The following is an 18,355-nucleotide window of genomic DNA, read 5'->3' on the forward strand; positions in this document are numbered from 1 at the left end:
CTTTGTTCGATTGAAAGTTTCTTCGAAAAACGCTAAACAGCATTCTGCGGGCTGCCGGGCACAACCACAATAACTACGCTGACAATTCGTTTCCATTTATGGCTGATCCCGCTGCAACACTGACTGTTCTCCAGACCGCTGCGATCAATAGCGGCTTGGTCAATGCGAACCAGTGGAATTATGTGGTCCGGTTAGCCAAACATCGCCAAAGTTTAGACGACCAGCGATTGGAACAGGCGACCAGTGTTGGTATGGCCGAAAAGCAACCTGCTGCGGCGGTAGTGCCGCCGACGCAGAATGAGGCGCGATATGTAGCCGAGTTGATGGTCGAGCAAGGCTGGGTCACGGCGTATCAGGCCGACCAGTTGCTTACCGGGCGATCCAAGCTGAACCTTGGCCCCTACATCATCACCGACTGGATTGGCCAGGGCGGTATGGGGCAAGTCTTCAAGGCGAATCATCACTACATGGATCGCGAATGTGCGGTCAAAGTGCTGCCGACCAGCAAGACAACCAATGAATCGCTGCAAGGTTTCATGCGAGAAATTCGTATGCAAGCGCGTTTGGATTATCCCCATCTGGTGCGAGCGTACGACGCCGGGCAAGATGGGAATGTGCATTATCTGGTTACTGAATATGTGCCAGGGATGGATTTGCGCCGGCTGATCAAGAAGAATGGGCCCATGTCTCCTAACCAAGCCGCGTCGATCATCATGCAGGCCGCACTGGGGCTTCAGTATGCTCACGAGCAGGGATTGATCCATCGTGATGTTAAGCCTGGAAATATCCTCGTAACGCCCGATGGTATAGCGAAAGTGAGCGATGTTGGCTTGGCAGGCTTCGCAGCCGATCTCACCTCTGACCCAAGAGCTGGTAAGGTAGTTGGGACAGCGGATTATCTTTCGCCTGAGCAAATTCGGTCGCCGCTGGAAGTCACCGCGGCCAGCGACGTCTATTCGTTGGGCTGCACTCTTTACTATGCAATATGCGGCAAGGTTCCGTTCCCCGGCGGCGACACTCAGTCCAAATTAAAGCGTCATTTAACGGAAACGCCTTGGCATCCTCGGAAGTTTGCTCCGACGCTTAGCGAAGAGTTTATCGACATCATCGCCGATATGATGGAAAAGGATCCAGTTCGCAGAACACAAACATGCGCAGAAGTCGCGGCCCGATTGGAAGCTTGGGCCGTAGAGCCTTCGTCAGTTCCCTCAGAACAATGGACGCCTGGTCCTTGGATGGCACCGCCGCCGCCAGCGGTCGATCTGGAACTGGACCTGCCCGAATTTGGAAGTGAAACGAGCGGAGCGTCGCTCGACACGAGTCGTCAGGAAATGACGCAAGCGTCTTCTAATCGCAATCCGAGGGCTAGTGGAGAACCGAAGCGGGCTTCTAAATTGAATCTAACGCAGGCCCCCGGTCTTGGAACAATCAGCGACTTGTCCGATAATCGAAAGCAGACAGGCTCGACGACCGGGCTAGTCATTTTATTGACGATTGCGATCGCGGTTCCACCAACGCTCCTCCTGGGTTTTGTACTCGGTTATCTATTTAAATAGCGCATCGCCTCAACCGATACTCGGCGGATTGACAAAAAGAAGCTAAAATCAGCCGCGCAGGGTCGAGGCTGGTTTTGGTACCTGCAAACCGACTTGTCAATCAATTTTTAAAATTACTACGTAGAAGGACTATATTCATGATCGTCGTCATGGATCAGACTGCCACCGATGACAATATCAAAGCGATTTCAGACCGCATTCAAGAACTGGGATTGAAAGCCCAGGTGATCCGCGGCACCGAACGCACTGTAATCGCTGCGGTTGGCGACGAAAGAAAGATTAAAGTCGAATCGTTCGAGAATCGCGCGGGAGTTGCTGAAGTCCTTCCAATTCTTGCGCCTTACAAAATGGCGTCCCGCGAACTCAAACCGACCTCGACTCAGATCAAGGTCCGAGATTTTGTTTGTGGAAACGGTGTGGTAGGAATGATCGCGGGCCCTTGCTCGGTGGAAAGCGAGGAACAAATTGTTGCTTGCGCACGAGCTGTCAAAGCCTCCGGAGGAACTGGTTTGCGTGGTGGTGCATTTAAGCCTCGCACCAGCCCTTATAGCTTTCAGGGCATGAAGGAAGACGGGCTTAAACTCTTGGACATTGCTCGTCAAGAAACTAACCTCGCGATTTTCACTGAAGTAATGAGCCCAGAAGATGTGCCGTTGGTAGCGACGTACGCCGACGTCCTACAAATCGGCGCACGCAACATGCAAAACTACCGGTTGCTGGAAGCCGTGGGGCGATCGGATCGCGCTGTACTGCTCAAACGCGGACCAAGCGCTTCCATGGATGAATGGCTGTTGGCTGCCGAATACATTTTAAATGAGGGCAATCCGAATGTTATGCTGTGTGAACGCGGCATCCGGACATTTGAGACCCATACACGATTCACATTGCCACTGGCAAGTGTTCCCTACTTGCATCGCAAAACGCACTTACCGATCATCATCGATCCAAGCCATGGTACAGGACACACCTATTTGGTATCCGACATGGCCGCCGCTGCCGTTGCTGCTGGTGCCGACGGGTTGATGGTTGAAATGCATCCAGACCCCGCGAATGCAAGCAGCGATGGCTATCAAAGCCTGGATTTCGCTCAATTTGAATCAATGATGATCTATTGCCGAAGGATCGCAACTGCGATGGATCGTAAGTTCGGCTGAGCGACTTTTTTTAATATCCTCTCACTTACTTGTAACCTCGCACCTCCAATATGTTGTTAATCCTTTGACTCCCATAATGCAACGCACCTACGTCTCCGATATCCAACCGCAAACGCAGGTTAGACAAGTCTTTCGCGTCTTGGACAAACAGCATCGCGCTAATCGCCAAGGCAACATGTACCTGTTGCTGCAGCTGGGCGACAAGACTGGAGTTATCTCTGGTATTCGTTGGAACAGCGACCAGCGGTTGTACGATTCATTTCAAAAGGGAGACTTTTTGCACGTCAATGGTGCAGCACAGCTACACAATGGTCTGCTACAGATCATCGTGAATGATTTCAACTATACCGATGCCAGCCAAGTTGAACTTGCCGACTTCGAAACCAACGATCCAGCCAAGATCGAATCGCAGTGGAACGAGTTGGTCGCCATCCTTGGCACAATTCAAGACTCTGGATTAAAGCTGATCGTCGAGACGGTTTGTGAAACTCCGGCGATTGCAAATCTTTTGAAGATTGCACCGGCTGGAATCAAAACACATCACGCATTCCCAGGCGGCTTGGTCTATCACATGCTCGACCTAATGAAGCTTGGTGATGCAGTGTCGCTCCGTTACCCTGCCCTGCACCGCGACCTGTTGCTCGTCGGAATACTTTTGCATGACATTGGTAAGATTCAAGAACTCGCGTTTGGCACTGAGTTGAACTACACAACGTCGGGACAGCTCTTAGGACACCTTGTCCAAGGCGTGACGATGCTGGATGAGATAGTCGAACTGGCCGAATCGAAATCGAGTACGAAAATCGATGAAGAGACAATCTTAAGACTCAAACACATGATCGTAAGTCATCACGGATTGCTTGAGCATGGGTCGCCCAAAGTCCCGATGACTCTCGAAGCGATTGCTCTTTCGCATATTGATGATTTGGACGCCAAAATGAATGCGGCCATGGAGACGATTCGAGCTGACCGAAACTCAGATTCTGATTGGACGGCCTTTCATCCGGTGATTGGACGAAAGCTTTATAAACCCTCGCTGCGAGAATAACGTAGTCCATCTACCGCACCGTTAGGGCACTTTTTGGACATAACAATTGGCATTCGGTGCTCTGGAATACAAAACGGAATGTCAATTGCGACGAACTACGCCATCATGACTTCAAAGTCTTTTACCCGTACTATAGAACTCTGCGGACCGAATTTGCCGCTTCCCACCATCTCACTGCACTAGGAACTGACTATGCGAACGAAATCCAAACTGAAACTTGCGGCGATGGGATTGCTAAGCATCGCAGTCGTAGGCGGTTGCAGCCCCCAAGCAGATAGTGATGCATTGACCTCGGCCGATCCGCCCGCAGTTGACGTAAATCCCTCCAGTCCTCCACCTTCGACGACCGTTCCTCAATCGATCACACTGCGAGTTGGGTCGAAGGCCCCAGATCTGGACATCGTACACTGGCTGAGCAAGGGCAATTACGACGAAGTAACGAGCTTTGAAAAGGGGAAGGTATATGTCGTCGAATTTTGGGCAACTTGGTGCGGCCCCTGTATCGCTAGCATGCCCCACCTAGCCGAGTTGCAACAGAAATATTCCGACGGCAGTTTGCAATTGATCTCAATCAGCAGTGAAGACTTACCAACGGTCCAGAATTTCCTCGAAAGAGAAGTCCCTCAAAGTGATGGCCAAACCTACAAAGAGCTAACAAGTGCTTACTCTTTAACGGTCGATCCAGATCAATCAACCTACGCAGACTACATGCAGGCGGCTGGCCAAAATGGAATTCCCAACGCGTTTATCGTGGGTAAAACGGGACTGATTGAATGGATTGGACATCCAATGACCATGGACAACGTGATTGACGCTGTCCTGAACGACACATGGGACCTGCAGGCATACCAGAAACTGGCGGCAACACAGGAAAGATTCAACACGCTTATCGAATCTGTTTCTGCGTCAATGGAAAAATCTGAGTTCGATTCTGCTTTGCGACAGATCGACGATTTCGCAGAAGCAAACAAAGATGCCCCAATTGAAAGCGACATTAACGCTATCAAGCTTGATATTCTCTTAGTGTCGAACCGAACAGAAGAAGCAGTTGCAACGGCAAAAAAACTGTTTGATCCAACCAAGCTGACCATCGCTTCGCTTAACGAGAAAGCATGGCAACTGCACCAAATTGGGCAGCAGCAAGAGCTACCGAAGAGTGTTTTCAAAGTAGCTGCCGACGCTCTTGAGCAAGCGATCACCGAAGACCCCGCGAAGAAGTACCCCGATGTCAAAGACACTCTAGCTGCTTTGCAATATGACATGGGCGATCTCGAGGCGGCAATTGCAACACAACAATCGGCCTACGACGAGGCGACGGGCAACATGAAGCAGATAATTGGCAAGAATCTCGAGACTTACCAATCGCTGAAGGCCAAGCAAACCGAAAGTGCTGAACCTGAGCCAGAGGCAGAGGGTGAGCCAGAGGCAGCGGTTATCGAAGTGGAGTAAGTGTCGCTCAAGCCAAAGCTATTATCAGGCCGAAGCGGTTTGCATCGCTTCGATTTTGACTGGAATGCATTTGAACGCTGGCGTTTTCGAACGGGCGTCAATGCTGCGTGGTACAAGAACGTTTGCTTCAGGGTAGTACATCGCAACGTTGCCTGGCCGAATTTCTTCGTAGGCGCGTGCGATAATACCCGACATAACACCGGCGTCGCTTTGAATCTGCACCGGTGATTCTGGATCGATATTTAAACGTTCCAAATCGTCCGGGTGAATTAGTACGACATCGCGGCGATCTTGATGTCGATAAAGGTCATATTCTCCGTATACCACTGTATTGAACTGGCCTTCGCTGCGAACCGTCATTAGCCGAAACTGGTCACTGCTGCCATGCAATTCAGGCAAACGGTGGGTCTTCAAATTTGCCCGTTTATCGGCTGTTGCGAACACTGGATTGTGAAGCGTTCGCCCTTCGATCTGAAACTCTTTTCGTTTACTATCGGTCTCGTCGATCTGCTTGTAGCCTGGGACCGTTTTTGAAATCCAGTTGCGAATCGTTTGAGTTTTTCGCATCTCTTTCCAATCGACTCCGGACTTGTCACTCAGAATCCGCTCTCCCATTTCTGCAATAATTTGCACTTCGCTGCGTGGTCCCGGCAGTCGTGGATCGCCGCCTTCTGAAATACGAACATAGTTGAACATCGATTCCTGCGTTGTTGGTTCCGGCTCTTCATCGCGAGCAAGAACCGGTAGAACAATCGTCTCGGCGGCCAACCCCTTGCAATGCCCCGTGTTCAACGTCGTGTTCAGCATGACGAGCATATCAAGCTGCTCAAGTGCATTTTGTGCATACTTTGCGTCGGGTGCCGAACCAAAAAGGTTACCACCCAGACAAAAACCGAATTTCAGCTTGCCTTCGACCGCGGCGTCTAGGCAAGCAAGAGTATCCAGACCGGGTGTTGTGGGCAGCTTTAGATCAAACTTCTCGGTCAAGTTCTTGAAGATCTCATCCTTTAGTTTGGGTGTAACACCAACACTACCGATCCCTTGCACATTGCTATGTCCGCGAATCGGCATCATGCCCGCGCCGGTTTTGCCTACCATACCTCGCAAAAGGGCTAGATTGACGATGGCTTCCACATTCTCTACACCATGCTCGTGATGGGTAATTCCCATAGTCCATGAAAAGACGCTGCGTTCGGACTTCGAGTAGACGTCGGCAATTTCGCGAACCGAGGCTTCGCTGACGCCACTGCGCGCTTCGATATCCGCCCACGAAGTATTCTTAAGATGCGCAAGATAAGCGTCCACATCGTTACAATAATTGTTCAAGTAGCTTAAATCGTGCATGCTAGCTTCTACAACTGCTTTTGCGATTCCTGTAAGCAGTGCCAGATCACCACCGATGTGCGGTTGGATATAATGCGTGGCAATTTCAGTTCCGAACAGCATGCTGCGAACGTCGCTGGGAACTTTGAACCGGACCAACCCTAGCTCTTTCATCGGATTGATGACAATAATTTTCCCGCCGCGGCGGCGCAGATGCATCATCGTCGTCATCAATCGAGGATGATTGCTGGCTGGATTTCCACCGATTACAAAGAGCGTGTCACATTCTTCAACATCATCAAGTTGAATTGTCGCTGTGCTGGTTCCTAACGTACTATTGAGCCCGACTCCGCTAGCTTGATGACAAAAGTAACTACAGTTATTGACGTTGTTCGTACCATACAGACGAGAGAAAAGCTGCAGAAGGAAACCAGCCTCGTTGCTCGAGCGGCCGCTGAAATACCAAAATGTCTGTTCAGGTGAAAGCGACTTTAGCTTTTGAGTAATTTTCTCAAAGGCCTCTTTCCAAGTAATCGTTTCGTAGCCGGTCGCACCGCGACGGTAGATAATCGGCTGAATCAAACGCCCGCTATGCTCTAAACGAAACGGAGTCCAGCGACACATCTGCTCCATAGGGTACCGCGTCCAGAAATCGGCAGTGATCCCAGGCTGCATATCGGCCGCCATCGCTTGCATCGATTTCTTGCAGACTTCAGGAAACGATCCGCGTTCATTGACCATTCCACCATGTTGTCCGCCCATTCCCAAAGCGCACGTCTTACACGCGTTTTTGGAACGCATCGCACGATAAAATTTGAGTGGACTCTTATTTACCCATGCTTTTCGCAGCGTGTAAATAACCGCCTGCATTCCGCCGCCAGCCGAGAGTCGCCGCATATTCCTTGCCTATCACTGTCTTACTTGTTGGACTCACGACCACCGGTGACCGCCAAGTTCAAACTATTCGTGGGTCATATTTTAAATCTTTGCACAGTTGATTATCACTCCGAGTTGCGATCCGTGCAATGTTGGTGAAAGCTCAAGAAAACGCCAGCGGCAAAATACTTGATTCGATTCGCTGGCCAACGCGAACTTAGATTTGGTAACATGTGGCGTCGGTACGATTTTCGGAACGGCATTCATGTTCACAATTCTCCTTCCGATCAGTTCCAAGCCTATGCTTTACATCATGTCGAAATGGTATGGTTCGCTTGCAAAAGCGTTGATGTTCGGAATATCAATTATCGCTTTGTCGAGCCTCGTACTGGGTGAGCAAGTTGTCGTCGTAATCTTGGACGATTCTGGTTCGATGAATGAAAAGATGCGAACCAATTCTGGCTCCACATCGCGTATGGACGCCGCTCGCAAATCCTTAATCAAAGTAATCAATACCTTGCCCGAAGACACAAAGTTCGGCGTCAGGTTACTCAATGGTAAGAACATTGACAGGAAGCTGATCCCGCTTGGTCTTTTGAATCGCGAAGATGCAGTAAAAACAATTTCCCGTGTGTCAGCAACCGGTGGTACACCACTGGGACAGGTGATGCGAGAGGGTGCCGACGAGCTCTTGCAGTATCGCAATCTGAACAAGTATGGCAGCTTCCGCTTGTTAATCATCACTGACGGCGAAGCGAATGATCGAGACCTAGTGGCAACCTATTTGCCGATGATCTTGGCCCGGGGGATTTCGATCGATGTTATTGGCGTAGATATGGAGGAAACGCACCAATTAGCGTCCCAGGTACATTCGTATCGAAGTGTTAATGATGCAGAGGGGCTAGAGAAGGCGGTTAGCGAGATACTTGCAGAACCGTTGGACAATCAGGACATTAGCCAAGACTTCGAGTTACTCGCTCAAATCCCAGATGAATTCGCGTCTCAGGCGATTGAGTCACTTACGTCTCCCGACAATTCGTTTTTAACGTTCGGCAACGAAGACTCCAATATCGAACGAATTTACAATCCAGAGAGTAATGCAAACGGTACAGGAGACACTGTACTGGGCTTCGCATGCTGCGGTTTTATTCCATGCATGATGACGCTTTTGGTGATTGCGATCATATTCCGCGTAATTAAGAAGCAGAACCGTCGCTAACAGCGCTTCGACTCTCGCGCAAGCGATTACTGAATCGGTTAGGCTGCAGGCTCGCGCTTGATGGCTTTAGTTGAAAATCCTGTCAAAAGGGGTACATCAGTCGACTTCGCTAATCGGCGTCGTACCCATTTTTCGAAGCCGACGATGCAATAGGCTACAGCCGCGGTGAGTAGTATTCTCCACCACGCATCCCAACCGATCGGCGCAGAATGGAACAGGAAGTTCATGAACGGTGTATAGGTGAAAGCCATTTGCAGGACGATCATGATCGCAACGCCAACCAATAGTAGCGGGTTGGAAAACAATCCAAGTCGAAACATGGATTTGGTCAAAGATCGACAGTTGAAAAGATAAAACAATTCGACCATAACAAACACGTTGACCGCGACAGTGCGGGCGGCAGCATCACTGTACCCTTGCTTAAGCGACCAACTGAATGATCCGAATGCTCCAATCAGCAAGATTGCTGATACGATTGCCATCCGGCCAATCAACATTCCGGTGAGCAGAGGTTCCGACGGATCGCGTGGCGGCCGACTCATGATGTCAGGCTCTTTTGGTTCAAAGGCCAACATCAATCCCAAAAGCACTGCAGTTGTCATGTTGATCCAGAGGATCTGTACCGGCAGCAATGGCAACGTTGCCCCGACCATAATCGCAGCGAGAATCAACAGGCCTTCTCCCGCGTTGGTGGGAAGCGTCCAGACTATAAATTTTGTTAGGTTATCAAAGACGCCTCGACCTTCTTCGACGGCGGCTTCGATCGTGGCAAAGTTGTCGTCAGTCAGTACCATGTCCGCTGACTCTTTGGCAACCTCTGTCCCCGCAAGCCCCATCGCCACTCCAATATCGGCTTGCTTGAGCGCAGGTGCATCGTTGACGCCGTCACCTGTCATGGCAACCACGTTCCCCTTGGCCTGCATCGCTCTTACAAGTCGCAACTTCTGCTCGGGCGTAGCTCGCGCAAAGACAGAAACGCGATCCGCAATCTCGACGAGCTCCTCATCAGTCTTTTGTTCCAGCTCTTGGCTGGTCATTACTGGAATCTGACTACCATCCGCGGCTGTTGTCTGGAAACCAAGTTTTTCGGCGATTGCTCCCGCTGTTACCGGATGATCTCCGGTAATCATCTTGACGCGAATTCCTGCTTTCAAGCATGCTCGGACCGCTTCGATTGCCTCAGGCCGCGGCGGATCGATCATGCCCTGAAGCCCCAAGAATGTCAGCCCAGCAACATCTTCGTGATGGATTGACTGTGTGTCGTGGTTCACGTCACGACTTGCAAATGCTAGAACCCGCAACCCCTCCGATGCAAGGGCTTCGAGTCGTTCTAAGATGCCTTTTCGATCCAATGCAACGCGTTCACCGTTGTGATCGAGCATCTTGTCGCACTTTGACAAGAGAACCTCGACGGCCCCTTTCGCGAAAAGTCGTCGTGAGGCTCCACTGGGAAAGTCATGCAAAGTCGCCATGTATTGATGTTGCGATTCGAATGGCACTGAATCGATGCGCGGCAGTTCCTCTTTGAGATGGTTTGCATCAAGCCCCGATTTTCGCGCGGAGACAATCAAAGCACCTTCGGTTGGATCTCCCGTGACCTCCCATTGGTCATCTTTGCGCCGGAGAGAAGAATCGTTGCAGAGTAAACCGGCTTGCAAGCAGGCCGCAAGCGCAGCATTTTCAAACTTCTCGGCGGCCGCATCGCTACGTGTGATTTCGCCTTCAGGGTCATAACCACTACCCGTTACATCGTAATGCGTTTCGGCTGCGACAACCTTTCGAACTGTCATCTGATTGACGGTGAGCGTACCAGTTTTGTCAGAACATATAATATTTGTGCTGCCAAGCGTTTCGACGGCGGGCAACTTTCGAATCAGAGCTCGCCGACGCGCCATGCGTTTCACACCGATGGCAAGCGTGATGGTGACAGCGGCTGGCATTCCCTCGGGAATCGCTCCCACGGATAATGCTACCGCCGCCATGAACATGTCGATGGCTGATCCACCTTTCAGGACTCCGACGACGAATGTCACGCCTGCTAACGCAAGGATGACCACGAGCAACAGCCGACTGAAGCCTTCGATCTTGCGCGTGAGCGGAGTCTGGATGATGTCCGCGGTTGAAACCAAATCGCTAATCCTTCCGACTTCGGTCGCTACTCCTGTGGCCACAACAATCCCGCGGCCTTGGCCGTAGGTTACCAACGTGGAAGAGAATGCGAGATTGCGACGTTCTGCGAGTGGCGTGTCGGACGTAAGAGGCTTGATATCCTTCTGAACAGGCACGGACTCTCCTGTCAGCGTCGACTCGTCGATCTGAAGGTCTCTGATACTCAACAGTCGCAAGTCGGCAGGCACTTTGTCGCCCGATTCTAGTAACACGATATCGCCAGGAACCAGTTCGCTGGACGGTATGCGAAAGTCCTCTCCGCCACGAAGGACGCGAGCCTCCGTGATGGTCATATTTGCCAGTGCGTCTAGCTCTTTGGCCGCTTTATATTCTTGGAAGAAACCAATCATCGCGTTGACTAGGACAACGCCAAAGATCACCCCAGAGTCAATCCACTCCCCAAGCGCTGCGGTAATCCCAACTGCAGCAAGCAGGATATAGATTAGGGGCTGGTGAAACTGCAAAATAAATGTGACGAACGCACTCTGCCCAGTTCGAGCAGGCAGCGAGTTGAATCCATGTTTCTCGCGGCGAACCAAGACTTCTTGAAGCTCGAGGCCTTTCTTCTGATCGCTCTCCCAAGACGAAAGTGCCTCGTCTGCACTCATGGCATGTGGTGTTTTTGCTAGTTCCGTCGTCACATTTTCACCGATAGCCCTTTCAGAGGCGTCACGAAGTCATTTTCCGTTGAATGCAATCCTAGAGATTGCCCTGCACAGTCGCTCCACTGCTAAAATTACACGCAGTTGGTAGCTCGAGCCAAGATTTGAACCAGTACGCCAATTTCAATTCGCGGCGGACCATTAACGTGCGCGGTGTGCGCGGCTGAGACGCCATAGCACGCACGCTCGAGTCCAACCGTGTAGCGTAAGCTCGGTTTTATTGCTCTTGGTAGGTAAAAAGGCAAACTACATTCCACATGGGCCGAAAATTGACATTTGATCTCGAGCGTAGACGCGTTGACATTAGATAACACCGCTCCCCACGAGCAGAGTGAGTCAGCGAGTAGCAGCTCCTCTCAAGGGTTTAATCCACCTGAAATCGGCAAAAGTAGCTAAAGAATTACTTGAGCCCAAACAAAACTTCGATACTGTTGTGTACTCTGAGGGACAGCAAGATCATTTGCGATAGCAACTAGATATTTACGACGCCATGCATTACGGACGACTGTGAAGACTTCAAAAATAATAATTGCCGCGTTTATTTGGCTGATCGTACTGGCTGCTGGAGTCAGCTTGTGGAAGCTGGTGCTGGAGCCGATGCGAAAAACAACGGAGCAGCAGAAGAAGGCACAGGAAGCAGCTGACATCCTTGCCCAATCTACAGGCAACAGCGTTTACAAGAACAACATTTCGCTGGCACTGGATGCATTCTCTGGGTATGCCGTGTTAAGAAGCCCAGAATTTCAGCAGATCCTGGCTCAACGACAGATTCGACTAACGCTGTCGGATGACCAAGCTGACTATGCGGCGAGGCTAGAATCGCTCGCCAGTGGTAAAGTCCAGATGGCTGCGTTTCCCATCGACGCATTGATCAAGGCTTGTGCGGAAACTCAATCGCTGCCGGCAACCATCGTGTGCTTGATTGACGAATCCCACGGCGCCGACGCAATTGTGGGCTACAAGCAAAAGTTCCCTAATATCATGTCGACCAATGACCCGAGCACGCGGTTTGTGTTTGTGGGCAATTCTCCAAGTGAGACGCTTGCTCGACTTATATTGCGTGATTTTGAACTTCCAAAGCTAGCTCCGCAACCATTCACCCCAGTCGCCTCGTCCGATGAAGTGATCCGGCGATTTCGCGCAGCGTCTCCAACTGGCTCCGATGTCTTCGTCACCTGGGAGCCCTTTGTCAGCGAAATGCTTCGCACCGAAAAAGAGTTGCATGTGCTGGTCGATTCCTCCAATCAGACAGGGTTTATTGTCGACGCATTAGTAGTCTCGCGAGACTTCCTTGTGAAGAATCAACCAGTGGTTGAGCAAGTGTTGGAGGCTTATTTTTCGGCGTTGCATGGTTTCCGCGAGCCAGCGTCGATGAAGTCGCTGATCATCGCAGACGCCAAAGCAACAGAGTCGAAGCTATCTCCTGACGATGCCGATGCGCTAGTAAAGAAAATTGCATGGAAAAACACGCAAGAGAACTTCGCTCACTTTGGTTTGCGCGAAGGTGCTGTGGTTCATTTAGAAAACATGATTGAACAAATCACCACCGTCCTGAAGGAGACCGATGCCATTGAAGTAGATCCGACAGGAGGTCAGCCCAATCGATTGTTCTTTGACCCGCCGATGGCGCAGCTTCAAACGCGGAATTTTCATCCTGGATTGTCGAGCGAGAAACTGAGCGAGCAAAAGGTCTTGAAGGAGCTGACCGAAAACGAATGGGATAGTCTGGTGCCTGTTGGCAAGCTCAAAGTAAGAGAGCTCGTCTTTTCACGTGGATCCGCCCGTTTGACCGAGCGAAGCAACGCTGTTTTAGACGAACTATCTGCCAAACTGCAGTCCTGGCCGGACTACTATCTGACAATTCGCGGCTCCGCGAACAGCATCGGAAACGTCGAAAAAAATCGCGAACTAGCGAGGCAGCGTGCAGATGCGGCTCGCGAATACTTACTTTCGCTGGGGATTGGAGCCCAACGCATGCGCGTTGTGACGGACGAAAGCCGTGACGAAACCTTGGTAACCTTTGAAGCGGCCGAGCCTCGCTATTGAGCTGTACTTGGGTTTGGATTGAAGATTGAGTGCTGGATCTCGTCGGATGAGAGGATTTGCGCTAGAATAGACGCGAAACGTCAGGTCGCACTCCGTCGCACTTATTCGTCCAAATCCTTCGGTGAACGCTCGCGCATGTGGTTTAGTTCGCTTCGAAAAAAAGTAATTAGCGAGCTCCTATTCGCTCCTTCGGTAGTATTGCCTATCGTGGGCGGAGCTTCTGCGTGGCTGCTTTCGTGGGCCACGGGTGGCGTTGACATCCTCAATCTTGTGGGACTTGTTGGCGTTTTGGGTGGTGTTGGTTGGCTTGGAACGCGCTTCGTTTTCCTGCTGGATAAGATTACCGCCAAAGTATCGCAGGCGGAACAAGCCAAGATTCTGCAGGCTCAAGAGGAACGGCTGGCCAGCGTCCTGAAAAAGTTACGGTATGATCGCGACCCTCGGACGGACGACTACCTAACGCTTCTTAAAAAAGCACGCGACGATTTCAATTTATTGGCTGCCGAGCCTCAGATGATCGTGCGGTCTCTCGAAATTCGCTCGCAGGTCAACATGCTTTTCTGGGCCGCAGTCGCTCAACTTGAACGATCCTATGAATCGTATGAGCTCTCAGAGAAGTTGTTGGGAGAAGAACGTAAGACGTTGTTGGCAAAACGCGAAGCCATCTTGCAAGAAGTAAAAGAAACCGTTGTCCAGTTACAGTCCGCCGTCGAACAATTACAAAAGACGCACGACGAACAAAAATTGGTTGACTTGTCCTCGCTACGAGACGAACTGGACGAATCATTAAGAATTGCCGCTCGTACGGAAGAGCGATTGCGAGAACTCGAATCAAAACGCGATTACAGCGAATATTTGAAGGAATAAGTCTTGCGCTGCAACGAAGAAAAAACGTTAAACTGCTTTCGTTACCTTAATCACGTGGCGAAGCTTTGAAGGCAACGAGCCACCATTTAGCCGAAATATTGCGATAACCATTCAGTTACAACTCAGGAGTCTTTTACATGTTTAGTGCCATCGGACGTTTTTTCCGAGCGATCGGGTATCTCTTTACCGGCAAAGTATCCAATGCAGCAGATACGCTCAGCAATAATCCGACGGTCATGTCGGCGAATTACGACCGCATTATCGAAGAAAAACGCAAACGATTAAATCAATACAAAGACGCGATCAGCGCGATGATTGCTCAAGAAGAAACGAAGAAGGAGAAACTTCGATCGCTTACGGAAGATGTCGAGCGGCTTGAGAAATTAAAACAGGGCGCTGCTGCCAAGGCCAAACAGCTGGTTGAGAAATACTCGGGAGATCCCGCGGCCGTAAAAAGCGATCCAGAATATATCAAATGCCAAGCAGCGTTTAAAGATTTCACCAGCACGCTCGCTGAGAAACAAACTCGTATCACCGAATTAGAGTCCGACTTGAACGGCCTCGTTGCAAACGTTAACGGACATAAAGCGCAGATTCAGACGTTAATGCGCGAGCTCGACAAACTCAAAGAAGAAAAACATGACGCCGTAGCAGACGTGCTCTCCAGCGCTGAAGAAAAACAAATTGCCGATATGATGACCGGCATTTCGAACGACAAGACGAGCGAAGAGCTACGACGCTTGAGAGATCTCCGCAACAAGGCCTCTGCCAACGCTCGCGTCTCACGAGAATTGGCAGGCATGGACACGACTCGTGCAGAATCTGAATTTATGGAATACGCACAGTCGTCCGTCGCTGACGATGAGTTTGACCAATTGATTGGACTTTCGGCCAAGAAAGAAACCGCCGAGCCGACTCGGGCTGAAGACTACAAACTTCCCGAGTCATGATTGCAGAAAAGCTTTACGCAATCATCTATCCACGCAACTAAAGCTTAACTAACGCGGCTTTATTTGTACCAACTGTATTTTTACTTCCAAAAGTCTACGTCAATTCAAAAGGTGTCACGAAATGTCAATCACGAACTTGAAAAACGCTGCTATTGCGTTCACAGGCGCAGCACTTGTTGCTGCGTCATTTTCGGGATGCACTAACAAAGCCGATACAGGGTCGTCAGCTTCGGGCGGTACTGCCGCCAACGGCAAGGCTCCGGTGTTCTCGCTGGCATGGAGCGAGTATCCTTCTTGGAGCGTTTTTGGCGTTGCTCATGAAGCAGGCCTGATTGATCAAGCTGAAGGGAAAATGGGCGAGATCGAAAAGAAGTGGAATGTCGACATTGTCTTGCAACAGAAAGACTATGACACCTGCATTCAGCTATATGGTACCGAAAACGTCGACGCTGTTTGTATCACGAACATGGACATTTTAGGTCCATCAATAAACAAGAGCAGCGTTGTCCTATTCCCTACTTCAACTTCGGCTGGCGCAGATGCTTGTATCGTGGACAGCACCATTGCTGACGTCGATGCTCTCAAAGCGGTCGAAAGTTTCGGACTGGAGCGAAGTGTCTCTCAATATTGCTTCGAACGTGTCCTGACTAAACGAGGTCTAAATCCGTCCGACTTCAAGTTCTCCAATATGGACCCAGGTGTAGCAGCCCAAACGTTCCAAGGCAAAGAAGAGCGTATCAAATCGATCGTTGTATGGAATCCGTTTGTCCTCCAAGTCCAAAAGACGCGTACCGACTCTCGCGTTCTGTTTGATTCGACAGAGATTCCGGAAGAGATCGTCGACATGGTCGTGGCCTCGGCTAGCGCAATGAAACGCCCTGGCGCTGATGCATTTGCCAATGCGCTGATGGACGCATTTTATGAAGTGTCGCGTCGCATTGATGCTTCTGAAACCGCAGATGAAACGCTGGTGGCGCTCGGCGATAAATTCGTCAGCGGACTCACCGTCGATGAAATGAAGACGGTTGTCACTCAGACCAAGTTCTACAAGACTCCTGATGAAGCAATTCGCATTCTGGAAAGCGAAACTTTCAAATCGGAAACGATGCCTCTGGTTGTAAAATTTTGCCAAGAGCACGATATTGTCGAATTGAAAGAAGGTGAACAAGTTTCGATGGGCTTCGACGACGAAGCAGCGAATTTGAATTTCACCACGAAGTATCTGAAGTCTTACCTCACTAAATCGAAGTAGTTCGCGCTATGATTCGACGTCGAATTCCGCGATGGTTGTTCGTATCGCTTACAATCTTAGGGCTTGGCTCAATCGTCGCTGTCTACGCGATCATGTCCAATCGAATGACTGCTGCCAATCCGCAGCAGTCTATTCTTCCAGGGCTGCATGGCTTTTCGGATGGCATTGCTAAACTCACAAAAGCTCAAGGGTTGTCGGGCAATCCAAAGCCGGCGATCCTTTGGTCAGATTTGGGAGCTACCTATTGGCGATTGCTACTCGGGATGGCAGTTGGCGTGTCGCTTTCAATCGTACTTGGGATAGCCATGGGAGCTTACCGCTGGATCGAAGCCCCGCTCAGTCCCATCGTAAACTTCCTCTCAAAAATTCCGCCGACAGCGATGTTGCCGGTCTACTTTTTGACTGTAGGAACGGAACAGACAATGTTCGCGACGATGGTCGGTCTGGGCGTTTTCTTTACGATGGCTCAAGCGGTTTACAGTTCGGTTCAAAAAGACGTTAGCGATGATGCCATCAACAAAGCCTACACGCTAGGGGCCAGCGACTTCGAAATCATCTATGAAGTTATCTGGAAGCAGATCTTGCCGCGCGTTATTGACAATGTTCGATTGCAGATCGGTCCAGCTATGGTTTTCTTGTTGGCTGCCGAATGGATCGTGGCTGATGTCGGAATGGGATACCGCATGAAGATGGAAAGCAAGATCCTTAACATGAGCGTCGTCTATATCTATTTGGCGATCTTAGGCATCAGTGGCTTGCTGGCTGAACGTGGTTTGTTGAGCTTGCGACGGCGAATCGCCCCCTGGTTTGGTGAGTAGGCAGATGGTCGGAATTGCGAAAGCGTTCATAGGTTCTCCCGCGCATGTTTAAGAAAGCAATCGATGAGTGAATACGCTCTCCAAGTTGAAAATGTCAGCCATTGGTATGGGAAAAATCGAGTTCTTCATAACATCAATCTGAACATATGGCCTGGCCAGATTGTCTCCATTGTAGGCCCAAGTGGTTGCGGCAAAAGCACTCTCTTAAAAGCCATTCTCGGTACTCATCCAGCCAACAGCGGGAAGATTTATGCCGATGGCAACGTTGTAAAAGAGCCAAGTCGCGACGTGGGGATTGTGTACCAACATTATTCGCTATTCGACTTTCTGACTGCAGAAAAAAATGTGGCGTTTGGGTTGAAGCTAGATCAAACTTCCCTGCCATACCGAGTATTTGGCTTTCCCCAGTATCTCAAAAAACGAAAAACTCATTTGGAAGAAGCGCGTAAGTTTCTTGCGAAAGTAGGATTGCCTTCGGCGGCCAAACTTTACCCAAACGAGATGTCAGGTGGCATGCGTCAACGCGTTGCTATAGCTCAATCGCTTATACTGCAACCTAAAGTTGTGCTGCTGGACGAACCGTTTGGGGCATTAGACGAAGCGATGCGGCAGGAATTGCAAGTGATGCTGCTGAGTCTTTATCAAGAGAATCAAGAAGCTAAAGCCCGCGGAGAACGACCTGAGTACACGATTATAATCGTAACACACGAACTAAACGAAGCGATCTATGTTGCCGATCGCGTTGTTGGCTTATCGCGTTATCACACCGAAGGAGAAATGGGCGCAACTGTTGTTTATGATCAACCTTGCCCAATCTTTCATCCGGATGACATTCGCGATTATGAGAAATTCGTCCACCAGCGAGAAGAACTCCGAAAGGCCGTCTTTGACCCTACATACCAGAAGTCAGCCGACGTCCATATCGCTCAATACGATCCGCCACCTGTCCCTACTGGTCTCTAGCTG

General features: G+C 50.3%; 13 protein-coding genes. 11 read left to right on the plus strand and 2 right to left on the minus strand.

Annotation, left to right across the window (positions count from 1 at the left end; translation table 11 throughout):
- Nucleotides 1-98 precede the first annotated feature (98 nt).
- From SH451x_RS22990 to SH451x_RS23005, 4 genes are all read left to right on the plus strand, one after another.
- Nucleotides 99-1,556: a serine/threonine protein kinase gene (locus SH451x_RS22990; protein ID WP_479359561.1), complete on the plus strand. Its 1,458-nt coding sequence runs from the start codon at nucleotides 99-101 to the stop codon at nucleotides 1,554-1,556.
- A gap of 137 nt (nucleotides 1,557-1,693) precedes the next feature.
- Nucleotides 1,694-2,710 (plus strand): 3-deoxy-7-phosphoheptulonate synthase, encoded by a 1,017-nt coding sequence (aroF, locus tag SH451x_RS22995; RefSeq protein ID WP_479359562.1) that lies wholly within the window; start codon nucleotides 1,694-1,696, stop codon nucleotides 2,708-2,710.
- 76 nt (nucleotides 2,711-2,786) lie between these two features.
- Nucleotides 2,787-3,758, plus strand: a complete 972-nt coding sequence (locus SH451x_RS23000; RefSeq protein ID WP_479359564.1) for a 3'-5' exoribonuclease YhaM family protein — start codon at nucleotides 2,787-2,789, stop codon at nucleotides 3,756-3,758.
- A 192-nt stretch (nucleotides 3,759-3,950) separates the two neighbouring features.
- Nucleotides 3,951-5,207, plus strand: coding sequence for a redoxin family protein (locus SH451x_RS23005; protein ID WP_479359565.1), 1,257 nt, complete (start codon nucleotides 3,951-3,953; stop codon nucleotides 5,205-5,207).
- Nucleotides 5,208-5,231: 24 nt separating this feature from the next.
- Here SH451x_RS23005 and SH451x_RS23010 read toward each other — a convergent pair whose 3' ends face one another.
- Nucleotides 5,232-7,427, minus strand: coding sequence for an FdhF/YdeP family oxidoreductase (locus SH451x_RS23010; protein WP_479359566.1), 2,196 nt, complete (start codon nucleotides 7,425-7,427; stop codon nucleotides 5,232-5,234).
- Nucleotides 7,428-7,671: 244 nt separating this feature from the next.
- Between SH451x_RS23010 and SH451x_RS23015 the strand changes: the two genes are divergently transcribed.
- On the plus strand, nucleotides 7,672-8,625 hold the full coding sequence (locus tag SH451x_RS23015) for a vWA domain-containing protein (protein WP_479359567.1): 954 nt from the start codon (nucleotides 7,672-7,674) through the stop codon (nucleotides 8,623-8,625).
- Nucleotides 8,626-8,663: 38 nt separating this feature from the next.
- Here SH451x_RS23015 and SH451x_RS23020 read toward each other — a convergent pair whose 3' ends face one another.
- Nucleotides 8,664-11,435, minus strand: a complete 2,772-nt coding sequence (locus SH451x_RS23020) for a cation-transporting P-type ATPase (protein WP_479359568.1) — start codon at nucleotides 11,433-11,435, stop codon at nucleotides 8,664-8,666.
- 528 nt (nucleotides 11,436-11,963) lie between these two features.
- Here SH451x_RS23020 and SH451x_RS23025 point away from each other — a divergent pair.
- From SH451x_RS23025 to SH451x_RS23050, 6 genes are all read left to right on the plus strand, one after another.
- Complete coding sequence (locus tag SH451x_RS23025) at nucleotides 11,964-13,502, plus strand: OmpA family protein (protein ID WP_479359569.1); 1,539 nt, start codon at nucleotides 11,964-11,966, stop codon at nucleotides 13,500-13,502.
- A gap of 135 nt (nucleotides 13,503-13,637) precedes the next feature.
- The gene (locus tag SH451x_RS23030; protein WP_479359570.1) at nucleotides 13,638-14,369 is read left to right on the plus strand and encodes a hypothetical protein; all 732 of its coding nucleotides are present in this window, start codon (nucleotides 13,638-13,640) and stop codon (nucleotides 14,367-14,369) included.
- Between the two features lie 137 nt (nucleotides 14,370-14,506).
- Nucleotides 14,507-15,319 carry a PspA/IM30 family protein gene (locus tag SH451x_RS23035; protein WP_479359571.1) on the plus strand — a complete coding sequence of 271 codons (813 nt, stop codon included), beginning with the start codon at nucleotides 14,507-14,509 and terminating at the stop codon, nucleotides 15,317-15,319.
- 121 nt (nucleotides 15,320-15,440) lie between these two features.
- A complete protein-coding gene (locus tag SH451x_RS23040) occupies nucleotides 15,441-16,571 on the plus strand; it encodes a type 2 periplasmic-binding domain-containing protein (RefSeq protein WP_479359572.1) in 1,131 nt (376 codons plus the stop codon).
- 8 nt (nucleotides 16,572-16,579) lie between these two features.
- Complete coding sequence (locus tag SH451x_RS23045) at nucleotides 16,580-17,389, plus strand: ABC transporter permease (RefSeq protein ID WP_479359573.1); 810 nt, start codon at nucleotides 16,580-16,582, stop codon at nucleotides 17,387-17,389.
- 63 nt (nucleotides 17,390-17,452) lie between these two features.
- A complete protein-coding gene (locus SH451x_RS23050; protein ID WP_479359574.1) occupies nucleotides 17,453-18,352 on the plus strand; it encodes an ABC transporter ATP-binding protein in 900 nt (299 codons plus the stop codon).
- The last annotated feature ends 3 nt before the right edge of the window (nucleotides 18,353-18,355 follow it).

The sequence above is a fragment of the Njordella aestuarii genome, from assembly GCF_056494165.1.

Bases quoted from the DNA above. Each gene is read 5' to 3' on its own strand.
- SH451x_RS22990 (WP_479359561.1), top strand. From the start codon at position 99: ATGGCTGATCCCGCTGCAACACTGACTGTTCTCCAGACCGCTGCGATC.
- aroF (WP_479359562.1), top strand. From the start codon at position 1,694: ATGATCGTCGTCATGGATCAGACTGCCACCGATGACAATATCAAAGCG.
- SH451x_RS23000 (WP_479359564.1), top strand. From the start codon at position 2,787: ATGCAACGCACCTACGTCTCCGATATCCAACCGCAAACGCAGGTTAGA.
- SH451x_RS23005 (WP_479359565.1), top strand. From the start codon at position 3,951: ATGCGAACGAAATCCAAACTGAAACTTGCGGCGATGGGATTGCTAAGC.
- SH451x_RS23010 (WP_479359566.1), bottom strand. From the start codon at position 7,427: ATGCGGCGACTCTCGGCTGGCGGCGGAATGCAGGCGGTTATTTACACG.
- SH451x_RS23015 (WP_479359567.1), top strand. From the start codon at position 7,672: ATGTTCACAATTCTCCTTCCGATCAGTTCCAAGCCTATGCTTTACATC.
- SH451x_RS23030 (WP_479359570.1), top strand. From the start codon at position 13,638: ATGTGGTTTAGTTCGCTTCGAAAAAAAGTAATTAGCGAGCTCCTATTC.
- SH451x_RS23035 (WP_479359571.1), top strand. From the start codon at position 14,507: ATGTTTAGTGCCATCGGACGTTTTTTCCGAGCGATCGGGTATCTCTTT.
- SH451x_RS23040 (WP_479359572.1), top strand. From the start codon at position 15,441: ATGTCAATCACGAACTTGAAAAACGCTGCTATTGCGTTCACAGGCGCA.
- SH451x_RS23045 (WP_479359573.1), top strand. From the start codon at position 16,580: ATGATTCGACGTCGAATTCCGCGATGGTTGTTCGTATCGCTTACAATC.
- SH451x_RS23050 (WP_479359574.1), top strand. From the start codon at position 17,453: ATGAGTGAATACGCTCTCCAAGTTGAAAATGTCAGCCATTGGTATGGG.